General features: G+C 65.0%; 15 protein-coding genes, 4 tRNA genes and 1 pseudogene. 17 read left to right on the plus strand and 3 right to left on the minus strand.

Translation table 11 applies throughout. From position 1 onward, the window contains the following. Position 1 precedes the first annotated feature (1 nt). The 9 genes from B7G54_RS15350 to nagZ all read left to right on the plus strand — a co-directional run bounded on the left by B7G54_RS15350 (position 2) and on the right by nagZ (position 8,609). The gene (locus B7G54_RS15350; protein ID WP_085039812.1) at positions 2-244 is read left to right on the plus strand and encodes a glutaredoxin family protein; all 243 of its coding nucleotides are present in this window, start codon (positions 2-4) and stop codon (positions 242-244) included. 191 nt (positions 245-435) lie between these two features. Next, positions 436-2,229, plus strand: a complete 1,794-nt coding sequence (gene lepA / locus B7G54_RS15360) for a translation elongation factor 4 (protein WP_085039814.1) — start codon at positions 436-438, stop codon at positions 2,227-2,229. Positions 2,230-2,245: 16 nt separating this feature from the next. Next, positions 2,246-3,139 (plus strand): signal peptidase I, encoded by an 894-nt coding sequence (lepB, locus tag B7G54_RS15365; RefSeq protein ID WP_085039815.1) that lies wholly within the window; start codon positions 2,246-2,248, stop codon positions 3,137-3,139. Positions 3,140-3,292: 153 nt separating this feature from the next. Further along, a complete protein-coding gene (gene rnc, locus B7G54_RS15370) occupies positions 3,293-4,507 on the plus strand; it encodes a ribonuclease III (protein ID WP_085039816.1) in 1,215 nt (404 codons plus the stop codon). A gap of 60 nt (positions 4,508-4,567) precedes the next feature. Continuing rightward, positions 4,568-5,467 (plus strand): GTPase Era, encoded by a 900-nt coding sequence (gene era, locus B7G54_RS15375; protein ID WP_085039817.1) that lies wholly within the window; start codon positions 4,568-4,570, stop codon positions 5,465-5,467. Next, positions 5,454-6,290: a DNA repair protein RecO gene (recO, locus tag B7G54_RS15380; protein ID WP_085039818.1), complete on the plus strand. Its 837-nt coding sequence runs from the start codon at positions 5,454-5,456 to the stop codon at positions 6,288-6,290. The genes era and recO overlap by 14 nt, the downstream gene beginning before the upstream one ends. Beyond that, positions 6,287-7,063 (plus strand): pyridoxine 5'-phosphate synthase, encoded by a 777-nt coding sequence (pdxJ, locus tag B7G54_RS15385; RefSeq protein ID WP_034186511.1) that lies wholly within the window; start codon positions 6,287-6,289, stop codon positions 7,061-7,063. The genes recO and pdxJ overlap by 4 nt, the downstream gene beginning before the upstream one ends. Positions 7,064-7,135: 72 nt before the next feature. Then, a complete protein-coding gene (acpS, locus tag B7G54_RS15390) occupies positions 7,136-7,564 on the plus strand; it encodes a holo-ACP synthase (RefSeq protein ID WP_021159685.1) in 429 nt (142 codons plus the stop codon). A 16-nt stretch (positions 7,565-7,580) separates the two neighbouring features. Further along, entirely contained in the window at positions 7,581-8,609 is a 1,029-nt protein-coding gene (gene nagZ / locus B7G54_RS15395) for a beta-N-acetylhexosaminidase (protein WP_085039819.1), read from the plus strand. A 189-nt stretch (positions 8,610-8,798) separates the two neighbouring features. On the opposite strand, the gene B7G54_RS15400 is transcribed toward nagZ, so the two are convergent. The 3 genes from B7G54_RS15400 to earP form a co-directional block, all read right to left on the minus strand. Continuing rightward, positions 8,799-10,184 carry a sigma-54-dependent transcriptional regulator gene (locus tag B7G54_RS15400; RefSeq protein WP_085039820.1) on the minus strand — a complete coding sequence of 462 codons (1,386 nt, stop codon included), beginning with the start codon at positions 10,182-10,184 and terminating at the stop codon, positions 8,799-8,801. Between the two features lie 269 nt (positions 10,185-10,453). Continuing rightward, a complete protein-coding gene (gene efp / locus B7G54_RS15405; RefSeq protein WP_011351421.1) occupies positions 10,454-11,011 on the minus strand; it encodes an elongation factor P in 558 nt (185 codons plus the stop codon). Positions 11,012-11,136: 125 nt separating this feature from the next. Further along, the gene (gene earP, locus B7G54_RS15410) at positions 11,137-12,330 is read right to left on the minus strand and encodes an elongation factor P maturation arginine rhamnosyltransferase EarP (RefSeq protein ID WP_085039821.1); all 1,194 of its coding nucleotides are present in this window, start codon (positions 12,328-12,330) and stop codon (positions 11,137-11,139) included. 76 nt (positions 12,331-12,406) lie between these two features. Between earP and uvrC the strand changes: the two genes are divergently transcribed. The 8 genes and pseudogenes from uvrC to B7G54_RS15455 all read left to right on the plus strand — a co-directional run. Beyond that, a complete protein-coding gene (gene uvrC, locus B7G54_RS15415) occupies positions 12,407-14,449 on the plus strand; it encodes an excinuclease ABC subunit UvrC (RefSeq protein ID WP_085039822.1) in 2,043 nt (680 codons plus the stop codon). 90 nt (positions 14,450-14,539) lie between these two features. Continuing rightward, the gene (gene pgsA / locus B7G54_RS15420) at positions 14,540-15,127 is read left to right on the plus strand and encodes a CDP-diacylglycerol--glycerol-3-phosphate 3-phosphatidyltransferase (protein WP_034186518.1); all 588 of its coding nucleotides are present in this window, start codon (positions 14,540-14,542) and stop codon (positions 15,125-15,127) included. 144 nt (positions 15,128-15,271) lie between these two features. Beyond that, a tRNA-Gly gene (locus tag B7G54_RS15430) sits at positions 15,272-15,347 on the plus strand. Between the two features lie 53 nt (positions 15,348-15,400). Then, positions 15,401-15,476: transfer RNA gene (locus B7G54_RS15435), tRNA-Gly, on the plus strand. Positions 15,477-15,527: 51 nt separating this feature from the next. Then, a tRNA-Gly gene (locus B7G54_RS15440) sits at positions 15,528-15,603 on the plus strand. Positions 15,604-15,703: 100 nt separating this feature from the next. After that, a tRNA-Cys gene (locus B7G54_RS15445) sits at positions 15,704-15,777 on the plus strand. A 174-nt stretch (positions 15,778-15,951) separates the two neighbouring features. Then, positions 15,952-16,626 carry a hypothetical protein gene (locus B7G54_RS15450; RefSeq protein WP_244289340.1) on the plus strand — a complete coding sequence of 225 codons (675 nt, stop codon included), beginning with the start codon at positions 15,952-15,954 and terminating at the stop codon, positions 16,624-16,626. Between the two features lie 62 nt (positions 16,627-16,688). Continuing rightward, positions 16,689-17,304, plus strand: a pseudogene (locus tag B7G54_RS15455) (transposase); the annotation flags it as partial.

The raw sequence follows: 17,304 nt of genomic DNA on the forward strand, positions 1-17,304 counted from the left end.
GATGTTCACGCTCTACGGCCGCGGCTGGTGCCACCTGTGCGACGACATGCGCGACGCACTGGCGCCGGTGGCGGTCGAATTCGGTGTCGCGGTCGATTACGTCGACATCGACACCGATGCGGCACTCGTCGCCCGCTACGACGAGGACGTGCCCGTGCTGTTGCTGGACGGGGCGGAGGTATGCCGCCACCGGTTCGACGACGCGCGAGTGCGTGACGCGCTTGCGGCTCGGCGCCGAGCCTGACCGGCCGCAGGCGGGTGTCGCTTCGCGCGGGGCTTGCCCCGCCGGATACCCCCGGCGGGCCACCGCGCGGCCCGGCGTCGGAAATACCGCCCGGCGAAGGCCTTTTCGGCTAAAATAAGCCGTTTTTTCACCGACTTACAAGGCGTGCTCCGCAGTCGTCGAGCGCGCCTTTTTCGCTTGATCGGCACTGAATGGATCATATTCGCAATTTCTCGATCATCGCCCACATCGACCATGGCAAGTCGACGCTCGCGGATCGCATCATCCAGGTATGCGGCGGCCTCGCCGACCGCGAAATGGAAGCGCAGGTGCTCGACTCGATGGATATCGAGCGCGAGCGCGGCATCACGATCAAGGCGCAGACAGCCGCGTTGTCCTATCGCGCGCGCGACGGCAAGGTCTACAACCTGAACCTGATCGACACGCCGGGGCACGTCGACTTCTCGTACGAAGTCAGCCGTTCGCTGTCCGCGTGCGAAGGCGCGCTGCTGGTCGTCGACGCGAGCCAGGGCGTCGAGGCGCAGACGGTCGCGAACTGCTACACGGCGATCGAGCTCGGGGTCGAGGTTGTGCCCGTGCTGAACAAGATCGACCTGCCGGCTGCAAACCCCGAGAACGCGATCGAGGAGATCGAGGACGTGATCGGTATCGACGCGACCGACGCGACGCGCTGCAGCGCGAAGACGGGGCTCGGCGTCGAGGACGTGCTCGAGTCGCTGATCGCGAAGGTGCCGCCGCCGAAGGGCGACGTCAACGCGCCGCTGCAGGCGCTCATCATCGATTCGTGGTTCGACAACTACGTCGGCGTCGTGATGCTGGTTCGCATCGTCAACGGCACGCTGCGTCCGAAGGACAAGATCAAGCTGATGGCGACCGGCGCGCAGTATCCGGTCGAGCACATCGGGGTGTTCACGCCGAAGTCGCGCAACCTCGAATCGCTGTCGGCCGGGCAGGTGGGCTTCATCATCGCGGGCATCAAGGAACTGACGGCCGCGAAGGTCGGCGATACCGTCACGCACGTGACCAAGGCCGCCACCGAGCCGCTGCCGGGCTTCAAGGAAGTGAAGCCGCAGGTGTTCGCCGGGCTGTATCCGGTCGAGGCGAACCAGTACGACGCGCTGCGCGAGTCACTGGAAAAGCTCAAGCTGAACGACGCGTCGCTGCAGTACGAGCCGGAAGTGTCGCAGGCGCTCGGGTTCGGTTTCCGCTGCGGCTTCCTCGGGCTGCTGCACATGGAAATCGTGCAGGAGCGGCTCGAGCGCGAGTTCGACATGGATCTGATCACGACCGCACCGACGGTCGTCTACGAGGTCGTGCAAAGCGACGGCTCGACGATCATGGTCGAGAACCCGGCAAAGATGCCGGAGCCCGGCCGCATCGCCGAAGTTCGCGAGCCGATCGTCACCGTGAACCTGTACATGCCGCAGGATTACGTCGGCTCGGTGATCACGCTGTGCGAGCAGAAGCGCGGCTCGCAGATCAACATGCAGTATCACGGCCGCCAGGTGCAGCTCACGTACGAGATCCCGATGGCCGAGATCGTGCTCGACTTCTTCGATCGCCTGAAGTCGGTGTCGCGCGGCTATGCGTCGATGGACTACGAGTTCAAGGAATACCGTTCGTCGGACGTCGTGAAGGTCGACATGCTGATCAACGGCGACAAGGTCGATGCGCTGTCGATCATCGTGCACCGTTCGCAGTCGCAATATCGCGGCCGCGAGGTTGCCGCGAAGATGCGCGAGATCATCCCGCGCCAGATGTACGACGTGGCGATCCAGGCCGCGATCGGCGCGCACATCGTCGCGCGCGAGAACATCAAGGCGCTGCGCAAGAACGTGCTCGCGAAGTGCTACGGCGGCGACATCACGCGAAAGAAGAAACTGCTCGAGAAGCAGAAGGAAGGCAAGAAACGGATGAAGCAGGTGGGCTCGGTCGAGATCCCGCAGGAAGCGTTCCTTGCAATCTTGCGCGTCGAAGACAAATAACAGGACTGATCCTTTTATGAATTTTGCGCTGATTCTTTTTGTGCTCGTCATCTTGACGGGTGTAGCGTGGGTGCTGGACAAACTGGTGTTCCTGCCGCAGCGACGCAAGGCGGCCGACTCGGCGATCGAGGAGTTCGATCGCCAGCAGTCGCGCATCGACAAGCGTTTCGCGGATGAAAACGCGGTGCAGACGCGCTCGAAGCTGCGCGACGAGAAGCTGCGCCAGCCGTGGTGGCTCGAGTACACGGCGAGCTTCTTCCCCGTGATCCTGGCCGTGTTCGTGGTGCGTTCGTTCGTCGTCGAGCCGTTCAAGATTCCGTCGGGCTCGATGGTACCGACGCTGCTCGTCGGCGACTTCATCCTCGTCAACAAGTTCGAATACGGGCTGCGCCTGCCGGTCACGAACACGAAGATCACGCAGGGCAGCCCGCTGTCGCGCGGCGACGTCGTCGTGTTCCGCTATCCGAAGGACGAGTCGGTCGATTACATCAAGCGCGTGATCGGCCTGCCGGGCGATACCGTCGCGTACCAAGACAAGCAGCTCACGATCAACGGCCAGCCGGTGCCCGAAACGCCGCTGCCCGATTTCTTCGACGACGAGCGCCAGAATTACGCGAAGCAGTTCGAGGAAACGATCGGCAACAAGAAGAACGCGATCCTCAACAACCCGGCCGTGCCGCCGTTCGTGATGGGCGCATACGACTATCCGTATCGCGACAATTGCACGTACAACAGCCGCGGTGTGATCTGCAAGGTGCCGCCGGGTCACTACTTCATGATGGGCGACAACCGCGACAACAGTGCGGATAGCCGCTACTGGGGTTTCGTGCCCGACCAGAACATCGTCGGCCGCGCGTTCTTCATCTGGATGAACTTCAGCGACCTGAAGCGCATCGGCTCCTTCAACTGATCGCATTCGACTCACTCGCACTACGCGACGCACGGGCCGCGTCGCGTAGTGCCGAACTACTTTAAGAACCGGCGGTAACACCGCCTCGTCACGCCTTTTCGCGTCCGGCCGTGCCGTTTCGGCCCGACCGGCGCCCGCGTTATACTCCTGCACATGCCCTTATCCCAGTTGGAAAGCCGGCTGCGCTACGAATTTCGCAATGCGGAATTGTTGCGCCAGGCTTTGACCCATCGTAGTCACAGTGCCACGCACAACGAACGGCTCGAGTTTCTCGGCGATTCCGTTCTGAATTGCGCGGTGGCGGCCCTTTTGTTCCAGCGTTTCAGCAAGCTGGACGAAGGCGATCTGTCGCGCGTACGCGCCAACCTCGTCAAACAGCAGTCGCTGTACGAAATTGCGCAGGCCCTGAATATCTCGGACGGGCTGCGGCTCGGCGAGGGCGAGCTGCGCAGCGGTGGGTTCCGCCGCCCGTCGATCCTCGCGGACGCGTTCGAAGCCATCATCGGGGCCGTGTTCCTCGATGGCGGCTTCGAAGCCGCCCAAGGGGTCATCAAGCGCCTCTATATCCCGATTCTCGACCACATCGATCCGCGCACGCTCGGCAAGGACGCGAAGACGCTGCTGCAGGAATACCTGCAGGGGCACAAGATCGCGCTGCCGACCTACACGGTGGTCGCGACGCATGGTGCGGCGCACAACCAGCAATTCGAAGTCGAATGCACGGTGCCGAAGCTCGACGTGAAGGTGTCGGGCTCCGGTGCGAGCCGGCGTGCGGCCGAGCAGGCCGCCGCGAAGAAGGCGCTCGATGAGGTGATGGCGGCCGCACCGATGCTGGCCGCCAAGCCGAAACGCTCGAAAAACGCGCGTGGGTCGAAGCATGTCGAACCCGAAATCGTGCCCGGCGTGAAGGGCGTGCAGGAAGCGCTCGACCTGCGCTCGCCGGAGCGGAAGGAACGCGCAGCGGCGCGCGAGGCGAGGGCGGCCGGTGCGGCGCCCGCAGCCGCCGCTGCGACTGGTACCGAGCCGGCCGTCGCGCCGATGGCCGCGATTCGCGCGGCGCATGTCGACGCGGCTGCGGAGAAGGGCGAACGGGCGGCGAAGCCGGCGGCCGAGAAGCCGGCCGAGCGGCCCGACAAGGCCGCGGAAAAGCCCGCGGAGGCCATGCCTGTTGCGCGCGCGGCCGACAAGCCGGCTGGCCAGGCAGCCGATCCGGCATCTGCGTCCGCCGATAAGTCTTCCGCCGGTACCGACCCCGCTTCGCGCGGCGCTGCGCGCGCACGCGACGCCGCGGCGCCGGACTCCGAAACGCCGCCGGGCGGCGCGAGCCTCGCTGCCGCGCAGGCGCGCGTGGCCGATGCCGACCACTGAATTGCCCATCGATCGTGCCGTGCGTCGCGCGGCCGTTTCCGAACCTGTCTCCCAAACGATATGAACACTCCCGCTCCTACTGGTTTCCGTTGCGGCATGATCGCGATCGTGGGCCGCCCGAACGTCGGCAAGTCGACGTTGATGAACGCACTCGTCGGCCAGAAGATCAGCATCACGTCGCGCAAGGCGCAGACGACCCGCCACCGCATCACCGGCATCAATACGTTGGATGACGCGCAATTCGTGTTCGTCGATACGCCGGGCTTCCAGACCCGCCACAGCACCGCGCTGAACCGTTCGCTGAACCGCGCGGTCACGTCGACGCTGACGTCGGTCGACGTGATCCTGTTCGTGATCGAGGCCGGCCGCTTCGGGCCCGACGACCAGAAAGTGCTCGACCTGATCCCGCCCGGCATGCCGACGCTGCTGATTGCGAACAAGATCGACCGCGTGACCGACAAGGCGACGCTGTTCCCGTTCATGCAGCAGATGAGCACGCTGCGCGAATTCACCGAGCTCGTGCCGCTGTCGGCGCAGCGCCCGGAGGACATCAAGCGCCTGCTGGACACGATCAAGCCGTACCTGCCGGAAGGCGAGCCGATCTACGGCGAGGACGAGCTGACCGACCGCAGCTCGCGCTTCCTCGCAGCTGAAATCCTGCGCGAGAAGGTGTTCCGCTGGACCGGCGACGAACTGCCGTACACGAGCACCGTGCTGATCGACAAGTTCGAGGAGGAAGGGCGCCTGAAGCGCATCTTCGCGACGATCCTCGTCGAACGCGATACGCACAAGGCGATGGTGATCGGCAAGAAGGGCGAGAAGCTCAAGCAGATCAGCACCGAGGCGCGGATGGACATGGAGAAGCTGTTTGACGGCCCCGTGTATCTCGAGACCTTCGTGAAGGTGAAGAGCGGCTGGGCCGACAACGAGGCAGGGCTGCGCGCCTATGGGTACGAATGACGCGCTGACGTCGACCGAAGACGCGGTGACGGCCGGTGCGAACGACGCGCCGCTGCCGGCACCGCCCGAACCGCCGCGCAAGGCGCGGCGCGCGACGTCTCGCACGTCCGATTTCCGCGTCGCCGAGCAGCCGGCGTTCGTGCTGCACAGTTACCCGTATCGGGAAACGAGCCTGATCATCGACGTGCTGACGCGCGATCATGGCCGGCTCGCGCTCGTCGCGAAGGGCGCGAAGCGTCCGCACTCCGCGCTGCGCGGCGTACTGCAGACCTTCCAGCCGCTGCTGCTGTCCTGGTCGGGCAAATCCGAGGTGCGCACGCTGACGGGCGCCGAGTGGGTCGGCGGGATGCTGCCGCTCGGCGGCGACGGGCTGCTGTGCGGCTTCTATGCGAACGAGCTGCTCGTGAAGTTCTGCGCACGCGAGGATCCCCAGCCGCCGCTCTTCAATCATTACGTGCTGACCCTCACGCGCCTCGCGCACGGCGAGCCCGCGGTGCAGGTGCTGCGCTCGTTCGAGCGCGTGCTGCTGCGCGAGACCGGCTATGCGATGGCGCTGAACCGCACGGTCGCGCGTCGCGCGGTCGAGCCTGACCGCCGTTACGTGTTCGATCCCGAACGCGGCGTGCGCAATGCGGACGACGACGTGCCGACACACTGGCCGGTCATTACGGGACAGACGTTGCTCGATATGGAGCAGGACGATTACCATCGAGCCCAGACGGTTGCGCAAAGCAAGACGCTGATGCGCTTCCTGCTGAACACCTATCTCGGCGGTACGCCGCTTGCCACGCGTCAGATCCTGATCGACCTGCAAAACCTATGAGCTTCTTCCTGACAACGCCCACCGCCATCGACCTCGGCGTGAACATCGACCACGTCGCGACGCTGCGCAATGCACGCGGCACGGCCTATCCCGATCCGATCCGCGCGGCGCTCGCCGCAGAAGAAGCCGGTGCGGATGCGATCACACTGCACCTGCGCGAGGATCGCCGCCACATCGTCGATGCGGACGTGCGCAAGCTGCGCCCGCTGCTGAAGACGCGCATGAACCTCGAATGCGCGGTGACGGCCGAGATGCTCGATATCGCATGCGAAGTGCGCCCGCACGACGCATGTCTCGTGCCCGAGAAGCGCGAGGAACTGACGACCGAAGGCGGTCTCGATGTCGCCGGCCACTTCGAGGCCGTGCGTGCGGCATGCAAGCAGCTTGCCGACGTGGGGGTGCGCGTGTCGTTGTTCATCGACCCGGACGAGACTCAGATCCGTGCCGCGCACGAAGCAGGCGCGCCGGTGATCGAGCTGCATACGGGCCGTTACGCCGAAGCGCACGACGAAGCCGAACAGCAGCGCGAATACGAGCGCATCGTCGCGGGCGTACAGGCCGGCGCGCAACTCGGCCTGAAGGTCAATGCCGGTCACGGACTGCACTACACGAACGTACAGCAGATCGCCGCGATCGACGGCATCGTCGAACTGAACATCGGCCACGCGATTGTCGCGCACGCGATTTTCGCGGGCTGGGACAACGCGGTGCGCGAGATGAAGGCGATCATGGTCGCCGCACGCGTTGCCGCGCTGCATGGCGGCGCACGCTGAAGATGAAATGCCGCCGCGCGTCGCGCGTCATGCCTGACCCGGCCCTGCCGGGTCGCACCGGCGCGTACTGACATGGCGATCTACGGCATCGGTACCGACATCGCCCAGGTGAGCCGCGTCGCGGCCGTGCTCGAGCGCACGGGCGGCCGGTTTGCCGAGAAGGTGCTGGGCCCCGATGAGCTGCGCGTGTTCCATGCGCGCCGCGCCCGCTCCGAGGCACGCGGCATCGCGTTCCTCGCGACGCGCTTTTCCGCGAAGGAAGCGTTTTCGAAGGCGATCGGGCTCGGCATGCACTGGCCGATGACGTGGCGTGCGCTGCAGACCCTCAACCACCCGAGCGGCGAGCCGTACGTGGTTGCGTCGGGCGAGCTGGCCGACTGGCTTGCCGCCCGTGGCATCACGGCGCGCGTGACGGTCAGCGACGAACGCGACTACGCGGTGTCGTTCGTGATCGCCGAGACGGACGCCGCGCCTGCACCTGTTTCCCGAACCTCCTCCTGACGGAATTCCCGATTCGATGAAAACGACTCCCGGCCCGGTCATGCTCGACGTCGTCGGCACGGCCCTGTCGCGCGACGATGCGCGGCGCCTCGCGCATCCGAATACCGGCGGCGTGATCCTGTTCGCGCGGCACTTCCAGAATCGCGCGCAACTGACCGCGCTGACCGACTCGATCCGCGCGGTGCGCGAAGACATCCTGATCGCCGTCGATCACGAAGGCGGGCGCGTGCAGCGTTTCCGCACCGACGGCTTCACGGTGCTGCCCGCGATGCGCCGCCTCGGCGAGCTGTGGGATCGCGACGTGCTGCTCGCGACGAAGGTTGCCACGGCCGTCGGCTACATTCTGGCCGCCGAGCTGCGTGCTTGCGGGATCGACATGAGCTTCACGCCCGTGCTCGACCTCGACTACGGGCACTCGAAAGTGATCGGCGATCGCGCGTTCCATCGCGATCCGCGCGTCGTCACGCTGCTCGCAAAGAGCCTGAACCACGGGCTGTCGCTCGCCGGGATGGCGAACTGCGGCAAGCATTTCCCGGGGCACGGCTTCGCGGAGGCCGACTCGCACGTCGCGCTGCCGACCGACGACCGCACGCTCGACGCGATCCTCAAGCAGGACGTCGCGCCGTACGACTGGCTCGGCTTGTCGCTGTCCGCGGTGATTCCCGCGCACGTGATCTATACGCAGGTCGACAAGCGGCCGGCCGGTTTCTCGCGCGTGTGGCTGCAGGACATCCTGCGCGGGCGGCTCGGCTTCACGGGTGCGATCTTCAGCGATGACCTGTCGATGGAGGCCGCACGCGAAGGCGGCACGCTCACGCAGGCGGCCGACGCTGCGCTCGCTGCCGGTTGCGACATGGTGCTCGTCTGCAACCAGCCGGACGCGGCCGAGGTCGTGCTGAACGGACTGAAAGCGCGGGCCACGGACGAGTCGGTGCGGCGCATCAAGCGGATGCGCGCGCGCGGCAAGGCCCTCAAGTGGGACAAGCTGATCGCGCAGCCCGAGTATCTGCAGGCGCAGGCGCTGTTGAGCAGCGCACTGGCCTAAGCGGGGAGGGGATGGTGCGGTATGCGCCATTCCCGTCGCCGAAACAAAAAGCCGCGCTGCTGCGCGGCTTTTTCATGGGCTATTGCGGGCGCGAACCGGGCAGCTTCAGGAGTCAAGCGGGTCGCCGAAGCAAGTTTGAACGCAACTAACGGTCAAGCCCTGCCAGTACCTGCAAACATCACGGCCCGCTCAGTTCACCTTCATCCGCTGCAACTTGTTGTACAGCGTCTTCGGGCTGATGCCGAGGAGCGTTGCCGCGCGGTGGCGCGTGCCACCGACTGCGTCGAGCGTCGCGCGGATCAGCAGATCCTCGACGTCGGACAGCGGCGTGCCGACCTTGATCTGCACGCTGCTGCCGTTCAGCGCGGCACCGGCCGAGAAGCTTGGTTCGCCCGCGCGCAGCGTCTCGATGAAATCGCCCGATGCGTCGTACGCGAAGCGCACGCGCTCCTGCAGCTCGCGCACGTTGCCCGGCCATTCGTAGGACAGGCATTCGCGCACGAAGCCCGGCGCCGCGCGCTTGTCGGTCGTGCTGCGGCCGGTTGCGCGCGCTTCGCGGTTCAGTTCGTCGATCAGCGCGTCCGCGATCGCGAGCGCGTCGCCGTCGCGCTCGCGCAGTGGCGGCATCGTGATCGACGCCGCATCGAGGCGCAGCCACAGATCCTCGCGCAGCGTGCCGTTCGCGACCGCTTCGCGCGCCGGGCGGCGCGTGGTCGCGATCAGCCGGAAATCGCTCGTGATCGAGCTCGTGCCGCCGATCCGCATGAAGTTCTGCGAATCGAGCGCATGCAGTAGCGCTTCCTGCAGGACGAGCGGCAGCGCGGTGATTTCGTCGAGGAACAGCGTGCCGCCGCCGGCCTGTTCGAACAGGCCCGATTCGCGGCGCTCGGCGCCGTCGAACGCGCCGCGCTCATGGCCGAACAGCACGCTGTCGAGCGATGCGCCGTGCCGGCTGGCCTGCGCGATCGTCCGGCAGTCGAACGATACGAACGGCCCCTTGCGGCGCCGGCTCAGGTCGTGCAGCGTGCGCGCGGCCAGCTTCTTGCCGGTACCGGCTTCGCCCGAGAACAGGACGGCCGTTTCGGTGCGCGCGTTGTGCTCGATCATGTCGTACACGTGCTGCATCGCGTCGCTGCGGCCGACCAACGCGCCGAAGCGGCCGAGATGGCGCAGCGATGCGCGCAACGACTGCACTTCGTCGATCAGTTCGTAGGGACGGGGGATCCGCGCGAGCAGGCTGCGCAGGCGCGGAATGTTGATCGGCTTCAGCAGGTAGTCCCAGATACCGTGACGCAGGCCCTCGATGGCGCTCTCGACCGTCGCGTTGCCCGTCAGCACGATGACGGGCAGCGAGCCGTTCGGCTGTTGCTGCGGCAGGTGCTGGAGCAGGTCGAACCCGCTGCCGTCCGGCAGGTTCAGGTCGACGAGAACGACGTCGGGAATCGAGCGGCCGAGCGCCGTGCGCGCCTCGGCGAGCGACGTGGCCGTGTCGACCGAGAAGCCGTCCGCGGCGAGCAGCGCGGTGAGGCCGGACAGACTGTTGGGATCGTCTTCGACAATCAGGGCGTGTGGCATGGTGGACGCGAGTCGAGTCAAGAGAGGCGGGCTGTCGGCCATCGGAGCCGCAGCCGCATGTCAGATTAAAAACTGATTTTATGCCCCGCTGAACGCGTAACGAGCATTATTTCTCCGGCGCTATAAAACAGTTACCGATGATACAAATTGAATATCTTTACCGGTGGATTTTGTGCTTTACATGAGCCTGACGCGGGCTCGCTTGTTGGCGCCAGACAAACAAAAAGCGCCCCGAAGGGCGCTTTGTTCGATGCGGGTATCGCTGGCGATTACGCGCGGCTGCGGTATTCGTTCGTACGCGTATCGATTTCGATCTTGTCGCCGGTGTTGCAGAACAGCGGCACTTGCAGTTCGAAGCCCGTTGCGAGCTTGGCGTTCTTCAGCACCTTGCCCGACGACGTGTCGCCTTTGACTGCCGGCTCCGTGTAGGTGATCTCGCGAACGAGGACCGTCGGCAGTTCGACCGAGATCGCCTTCTCGTTGTAGAACACGACTTCGCACGCCATGCCGTCTTCGAGGTAGTTCAGCGCTTCGCCCATCATTTCCGCTTCGACTTCGAACTGGTTGTAGTCGGCGTCCATGAACACGTACATCGGGTCGGCGAAGTACGAGTACGTCACTTCCTTGCGGTCGAGCACGACGACGTCGAACTTGTCGTCAGCCTTGTAGACCGCTTCCTGGCCTGCGTTCGTCAGCAGGTTCTTCATCTTCATCTTGACGACGGCGGAGTTACGGCCCGACTTGTTGTATTCGGCCTTGGCGATGACCCATGCGTCGCTGCCGATCTGCACGACGTTGCCTACGCGGAGTTCCTGTGCGGTCTTCATAAAAACTGTCCTGATCAAATCAAATAAATAGGTGCCTGAGCGTTGCGCAACGGCTGACGGCGCAAGCGTGCGTTCCGGTGGACGCCACAAGCGAGCGCTTGCCTGGTCAGCCGTCGGATAACCGCTTATTTTAACTGAGATTTTGCGTATTCCGCCAGCTTTCCGGCGAGATCGCCGACGGCCGCCAGCGCATCGGCCCAGCGGGCCGCGTTGGCCTCCAGTGCGGCGCGGTGCTGCCAGAAATCGGCCCAGTCGGGCGTGCCGACGCCGTTCCATGCATGCCAGAATCGCTCGAGTGCCGCACGCGGCGCGTCGGCGAGGCCGGCCGACAGGTGCGCGAGCGCGGCGTCGAGCTTCGGCAGGTGCACGTCGTCGGCCTGCGGGTAGATGTGCCACACGAACGGCTTGCGTGCCCACTGCGCCCGGACGAACGAATCCTCGCCGCGCACGAAATTGACGTCGGCCACCCACAGCAACGGATCGTAGTCAGCCTGGGGGACGAACGCGAGCCCGTGTGCAGCCAGGTTGCCGCTGCGTGCACGCGTGCCCGCTCCGAACGACTCGACCCCGAAAAAACGCGCGACGGCAGGCGACACGCGGCCGGCCGGCACGAGTGCGACGACCGGCGACGGGCCGTCGCGCCACTGCGCGAGCAGCGCGTCGACGGCCGGATTCTCGTACGCGAACAGGCTGACGACCGTCGTGCCGGGGGCTGGCTGCGCGCCGCCGGTCGTGTGCCGCCACCATGCGTCGCGCGCCGCCGCGTCGGTTTCGAAGGCCGTGCGGCGCGCATCGAGGTCGTGCTCCTTCGGGACGCCGCCGGTGCCGGCCGACAGGCCGGGGAAGAAAAACGTCTTCAGCAGCGGGTAGCGCGGGTGCGGCGACGGGCGCAGATGGAAATCGGCGACCCAGTCCTCGGCGCTCAGGTACTCGAGGTTGATCCACACGGGGCGCCGCGCGCGGCGCGCCATCGCCGCGAGATATGCGCCGGGCAGCTCGCACGCGAACGCTTCGATCACGACATCGGCGATCTCCAGCGCGTCGCCGACTTCCGCGTGCCAGTGCTCGACCACGATCGCGTCGACCGTCTGTCGCCCCGCGTCGGGATCGACCCCGGGCAGCAGGCGCGCGAACGTGCGCAGGTCGTCGACGAACAGGCGAACCTGCCAGCCGTGCTCATGCGCGAGCTGGCGCGCGACGCGCCAGCAGACGCCGATGTCGCCGAAATTGTCGATCACCGTACAGAAGAGGTCGCAGGCGATCGGTTCGCCCGGCGCGAGCGGCGCGGCGGGCTGGGGGGCAGCGGTGGTGCGTGGCATCGAAGCGGGCCGGTGAATGCTCTAAACTGGCGATTCTAATAGACCCGTTCCGCGTTACAAGGCGCCCGGATCACGCATGACATCCCCCGAAGCTTCCGATACCCCGTTCGAACCGAAGAAGATCCTTGCGCAATTGCCGCACATGCCGGGCGTCTATCGCTATTACGACACGGCGGGCGCCGTGCTCTATGTCGGCAAGGCACGCGACCTGAAGAAGCGTGTATCGAGCTATTTCACGAAGACGCAGCTGTCGCCGCGCATCGCGATGATGGTCACGCGCATCGCGCGCATCGAGACGACCGTCACGCGCTCGGAGGCCGAGGCGCTGCTGCTCGAGAACAACCTGATCAAGGCGCTCGCGCCACGCTACAACATCCTGTTTCGCGACGACAAGTCGTATCCGTACCTGAAGCTCACCGCGCACCGGTTCCCGCGGATGGCCTACTACCGCGGCTCGGTCGACAAGCAGAACCAGTACTTCGGGCCGTTCCCGAGTGCATGGGCTGTGCGCGAGAGCATCCAGATCCTGCAGCGCGTGTTCCAGTTGCGCACCTGCGAGGATTCGGTCTTCAACAACCGCACGCGGCCGTGCCTGCTGCATCAGATCGGGCGCTGCACGGCGCCGTGCGTCGGCGCGATCTCCGGCGAGGATTACGCAATCGACGTGTCGAACGCCGCGCGTTTCCTGCTCGGCCGGCAGTCCGAAGTGATGAAGGAGCTCGAGCAGAAGATGCACGCGTTCGCGGCCGAGCTGAAATTCGAGCAGGCGGCGGCCGTGCGCAACCAGATGAGCTCGCTCGCGACGGTGCTGCACCAGCAGGCGATCGAGGTCGGCAGCGACAGCGACGTCGACATCCTGGCCGTCGTCGCGCAGGGCGGGCGCGTGTGCGTGAACCTCGCGATGGTGCGTGGCGGCCGGCATCTCGGCGACAAGGCGTATTTCCCGACGCACGTCGAAAGTGCGCTGACGCTCGCCGAGGGCGGTCTCGGCGATGAGTCCGAGCTGGCCGAGGCGGCTGACGCAGCCGATGCGGCCGCCGACGCATTGCCCGACCTGCCTGCGGAAGAAGCCGGCCGCACGCGCGGCGACGCGGTGGCGTCGGTCGAGGCCGAGGTGCTCGACGCATTCATCGCTCAGCATTATCTCGGCAATCGCGTGCCGCCCGTGCTCGTCGTGAGCCATGCGCCCGCGAGCCGCGACCTGCTCGAGTTGCTGTCCGAGCAGGCCGGCCACAAGGTGTCGCTGGTGCGGCAGCCGCAGGGGCAGCGGCGCGCGTGGCTGTCGATGGCCGAACAGAATGCGCAGATCGCGCTCATGCGGCTGCTGTCCGAGCAGGGCTCGCAGCAGGCGCGCACGCGTGCGCTCGCGGAGACGCTCAGCTACGAATGCGACGATCTCGCGACGCTGCGGATCGAATGTTTCGACATCAGTCATACGATGGGCGAGGCGACGCAGGCGTCGTGCGTGGTCTACCACCATCACAAGATGCAGTCGGGCGAGTACCGCCGCTACAACATCACCGGGATCACGCCGGGCGACGACTACGCGGCGATGCGGCAGGTGCTCACGCGCCGCTACGAGAAGATGGTCGAGCAGGCCGCGCAGGCGGCTGCCGCCGACGATGCGGCCGGCATCGACGGCGAGTCGACGCGCCAGGCCGAGGCGTCGAGCCTGCTGCCGAACATCGTGCTGATCGACGGCGGCAAGGGTCAGGTCGAAATCGCGCGCCAGGTGTTCACCGAGCTCGGTCTCGACACGTCGATGCTGGTCGGTGTCGCGAAAGGCGAGGGGCGCAAGGTCGGCCTCGAGACGCTCGTGTTCGCCGACGGCCGCACGCCGCTCGAACTCGGCAAGGAAAGCGCCGCGCTGATGCTCGTCGCGCAGATCCGCGACGAAGCGCACCGTTTCGCGATCACTGGCATGCGCGCAAAGCGGGCGAAGGCGCGCCAGACGTCGCGGCTCGAGGAGCTCGAGGGCGTTGGCGCGAAGCGCCGGCAGCGGCTGCTCGCGCGGTTCGGCGGGTTGCGCGGCGTCGTTGCCGCGAGCGTCGAGGAACTCGCGAGCGTCGAGGGCATCTCGCATGCGCTCGCCGAGCAGATCTACAAGCAGCTTCACTGACGCGGCCGTGCGGCCGGCTGCCTTGCCAGCGTTCTTGTGGCAGGCCGGTCGACACGGCACAATTGCGAATCCTTTACTGTCCAGCATGCCATGCCGTTCAATTTCCCGATTTTCCTGACGTGGGTACGGATCGTGCTGATCCCGCTCGTCGTCGGCGTGTTCTATCTGCCGGACACGGTGATGGGCGGCGCGCACCGCAATCTCGCGGCGGCGGCGATCTTCATACTCGCGGCGCTGACCGACTGGTTCGACGGCTATCTGGCACGCAAGTGGAACCAGACGTCGTCGTTCGGCGCATTTCTCGACCCGGTGGCGGACAAGCTGATGGTGACGGCCGCGCTGCTGATCCTCGTGCAGATTTCGCGGGTCGATGCGGCGATTGCACTCGTGATCGTCGGCCGCGAGATCGCGATTTCGGCGCTGCGCGAGTGGATGGCACAGATCGGCGCGTCGAAGAGCGTCGCGGTGAACCAGCTCGGCAAGTTCAAGACCGCATGCCAGATGGTCGCGATTCCGATGCTGCTGTTCTACGGGCCGCTGCCGCTCGGCGTCGTGACGATCGATACGCGCGTGTGGGGCGAATGGCTGATGTATCTCGCCGCGGTGCTGACGATCTGGTCGATGCTGTACTACATGAAGCTCGCCTGGCCGCAGATTCGCGAGCGCGGCGGCGCATGAAGTGCGTCACGCGTCTGGCCGAGCAGGTTTTTGGAAAAAGGGCTGGAAAAGCCCTTGACACACGAATGTGCCTTCGACATAATCTCGCTTCTCCGCTGCACGACGAAGTAAGTGTGTGACGGGGAAGCGGTAGCGTAGCAATACGCGGGAGTAGCTCAGTTGGTAGAGCGCAACCTTGCCAAGGTTGAGGTCGCGAGTTCGAGACTCGTCTCCCGCTCCAGATTTTTTCTGGCAGCGTGTTGTACGGCGAAGCGCTGCAGATGCAGGACGCATGCGGGAGTAGCTCAGTTGGTAGAGCGCAACCTTGCCAAGGTTGAGGTCGCGAGTTCGAGACTCGTCTCCCGCTCCAGATTTTTCTGGCAGCGTGTTGTACGGCGAAGCGCTGCAGATGCAGGACAATGCGGGAGTAGCTCAGTTGGTAGAGCGCAACCTTGCCAAGGTTGAGGTCGCGAGTTCGAGACTCGTCTCCCGCTCCAAGTAATGGGGAAGCCACGCTTCCCTTTTTATTTGATGGACTTCCGGTCCTCGAATAAAAAATCTGTCGCTTGCCTCACGGCATCCGGACAGTCCGCTTTTGGCGCGATAGCAAAGCGGTTATGCAGCGGCCTGCAAAGCCGTTTAGGCCGGTTCGACTCCGGCTCGCGCCTCCAAGTAAGAAGAGAAAAAGCCCTGAGAAATCAGGGCTTTTTCTTTTTCTGGCCCGACTTTCATCCTTGTAAGAAAGTCGCCTAGAGTGGTACAAAGTCGCCTCTAACCACTCAAGAAACACGCGTAACCACGCCTAAGTCGGCTCTTTGGCCGTATAGGTGAGTTCGCATCAGCGCATGGCGACCAAGCGACTACGACCCTCCGGAACGTGGGAATACATCATCCGACGTTCGAAGCTTCTCCCAAAGCCACTTTCCCTTACGTTTCAATCAGAAGAAGAGGGCGACGCGTACGTCGCCCGGCTGGAGCAACTGCTCGATGCCGGCATTGTGCCGACGGACGTCGTTGAGCAACGCGAAGCAATCGCAACGACGCTAGACGCTGTTCGAGAATATCTGCGGCGTGTGTCGGTGCCCGATTCCGACGTCCAGGTGCTAAATACATTGCTCGGCGGCCGACTTCCCTCGAAAGCGCTCTCTACCGTGGACTACGATTGGGCGGAACGATGGGTGACAGCAATGAAGCGCGAGCATCATTTGTCGCCGTCGACGATTCGCCACAATGTGGGGGCGCTCGCTCGCTGTTTCGATTGGGTGGTCAAGTCCGGCACTCCGATGCTTGCGGTCAATCCGTTGCGCCTGCTGCCTAAACGTTATGCGACCTATACCGATGACGATCGAGTGGCAGTCGAAGCGCAGGATCGTGCGCCGAAAGAGGATGTGCATCGAGATCGGCGGCCGAGCGCAGAGGAGGAGGCCGAGATCCGCCGCATCATGGCGGGTGGCAAATCGAAGGGGAGAGAGCGCGCTTTCGAGCTACCGTATCGGCCGGCGTTGGTGTTCCTGACCTGAGACGATTCTTGTAGCCATGCGGCAMGTGAGTTCTCTTTTATCCTAGAGACAAGGAGAACTCGATGAAGAAGCGATTTACCGACGAGCAGATCATCCGCATCTTGCGCGAGGCCGAGAGCCGGGATGAACCGGTGAAGGATCTATGCAAGCGCCACAACATCTCGGAACAAACGTTCTATCGTTGGCGCAACAAGTTCGGCGGCATGGATGTGGCCGACGCGCGTCGGCTCAAGGAATTGGAGTCGGAGAACGATCGGCTTAAGCGCCTGATCGCCGAGCAGATGCTGGTGATCGACGGCCTGAAGGAATTCAGTCGAAAAAAATGAGCACCCCGACGGGCCGGCGCGAGGCGCTGGAAGTCCTGACTCGGCGAGGGATATCACGACGCAAGGCATGTTGCTACCTGGGACTGAGTCGCCGGGTGGCGACCTATACGCTCAAGCAACCGGAGAAAGATCGGCGTCTGGGCGAGCAACTGAYTGCGGCTGCGCAGGARGTGCCGCGCTTCGGCTACCGACGGATGTCGGCTTGGCTGGCGCTGGGCGAATCGCGTGTGCGACGAATGTGGCGAGCCTTGCAGCTCAGCATTCCGCGGCGGCGCCCTCGCCGACGTCGTTGCGGCAACGACATACGCCTGCCTGGCGCCACCCAGCCCAATTCGGWCTGGAGCTACGACTT

The organism is Burkholderia puraquae (assembly GCF_002099195.1).
GTDB classification, from domain to species: Bacteria; Pseudomonadota; Gammaproteobacteria; order Burkholderiales; family Burkholderiaceae; genus Burkholderia; species Burkholderia puraquae.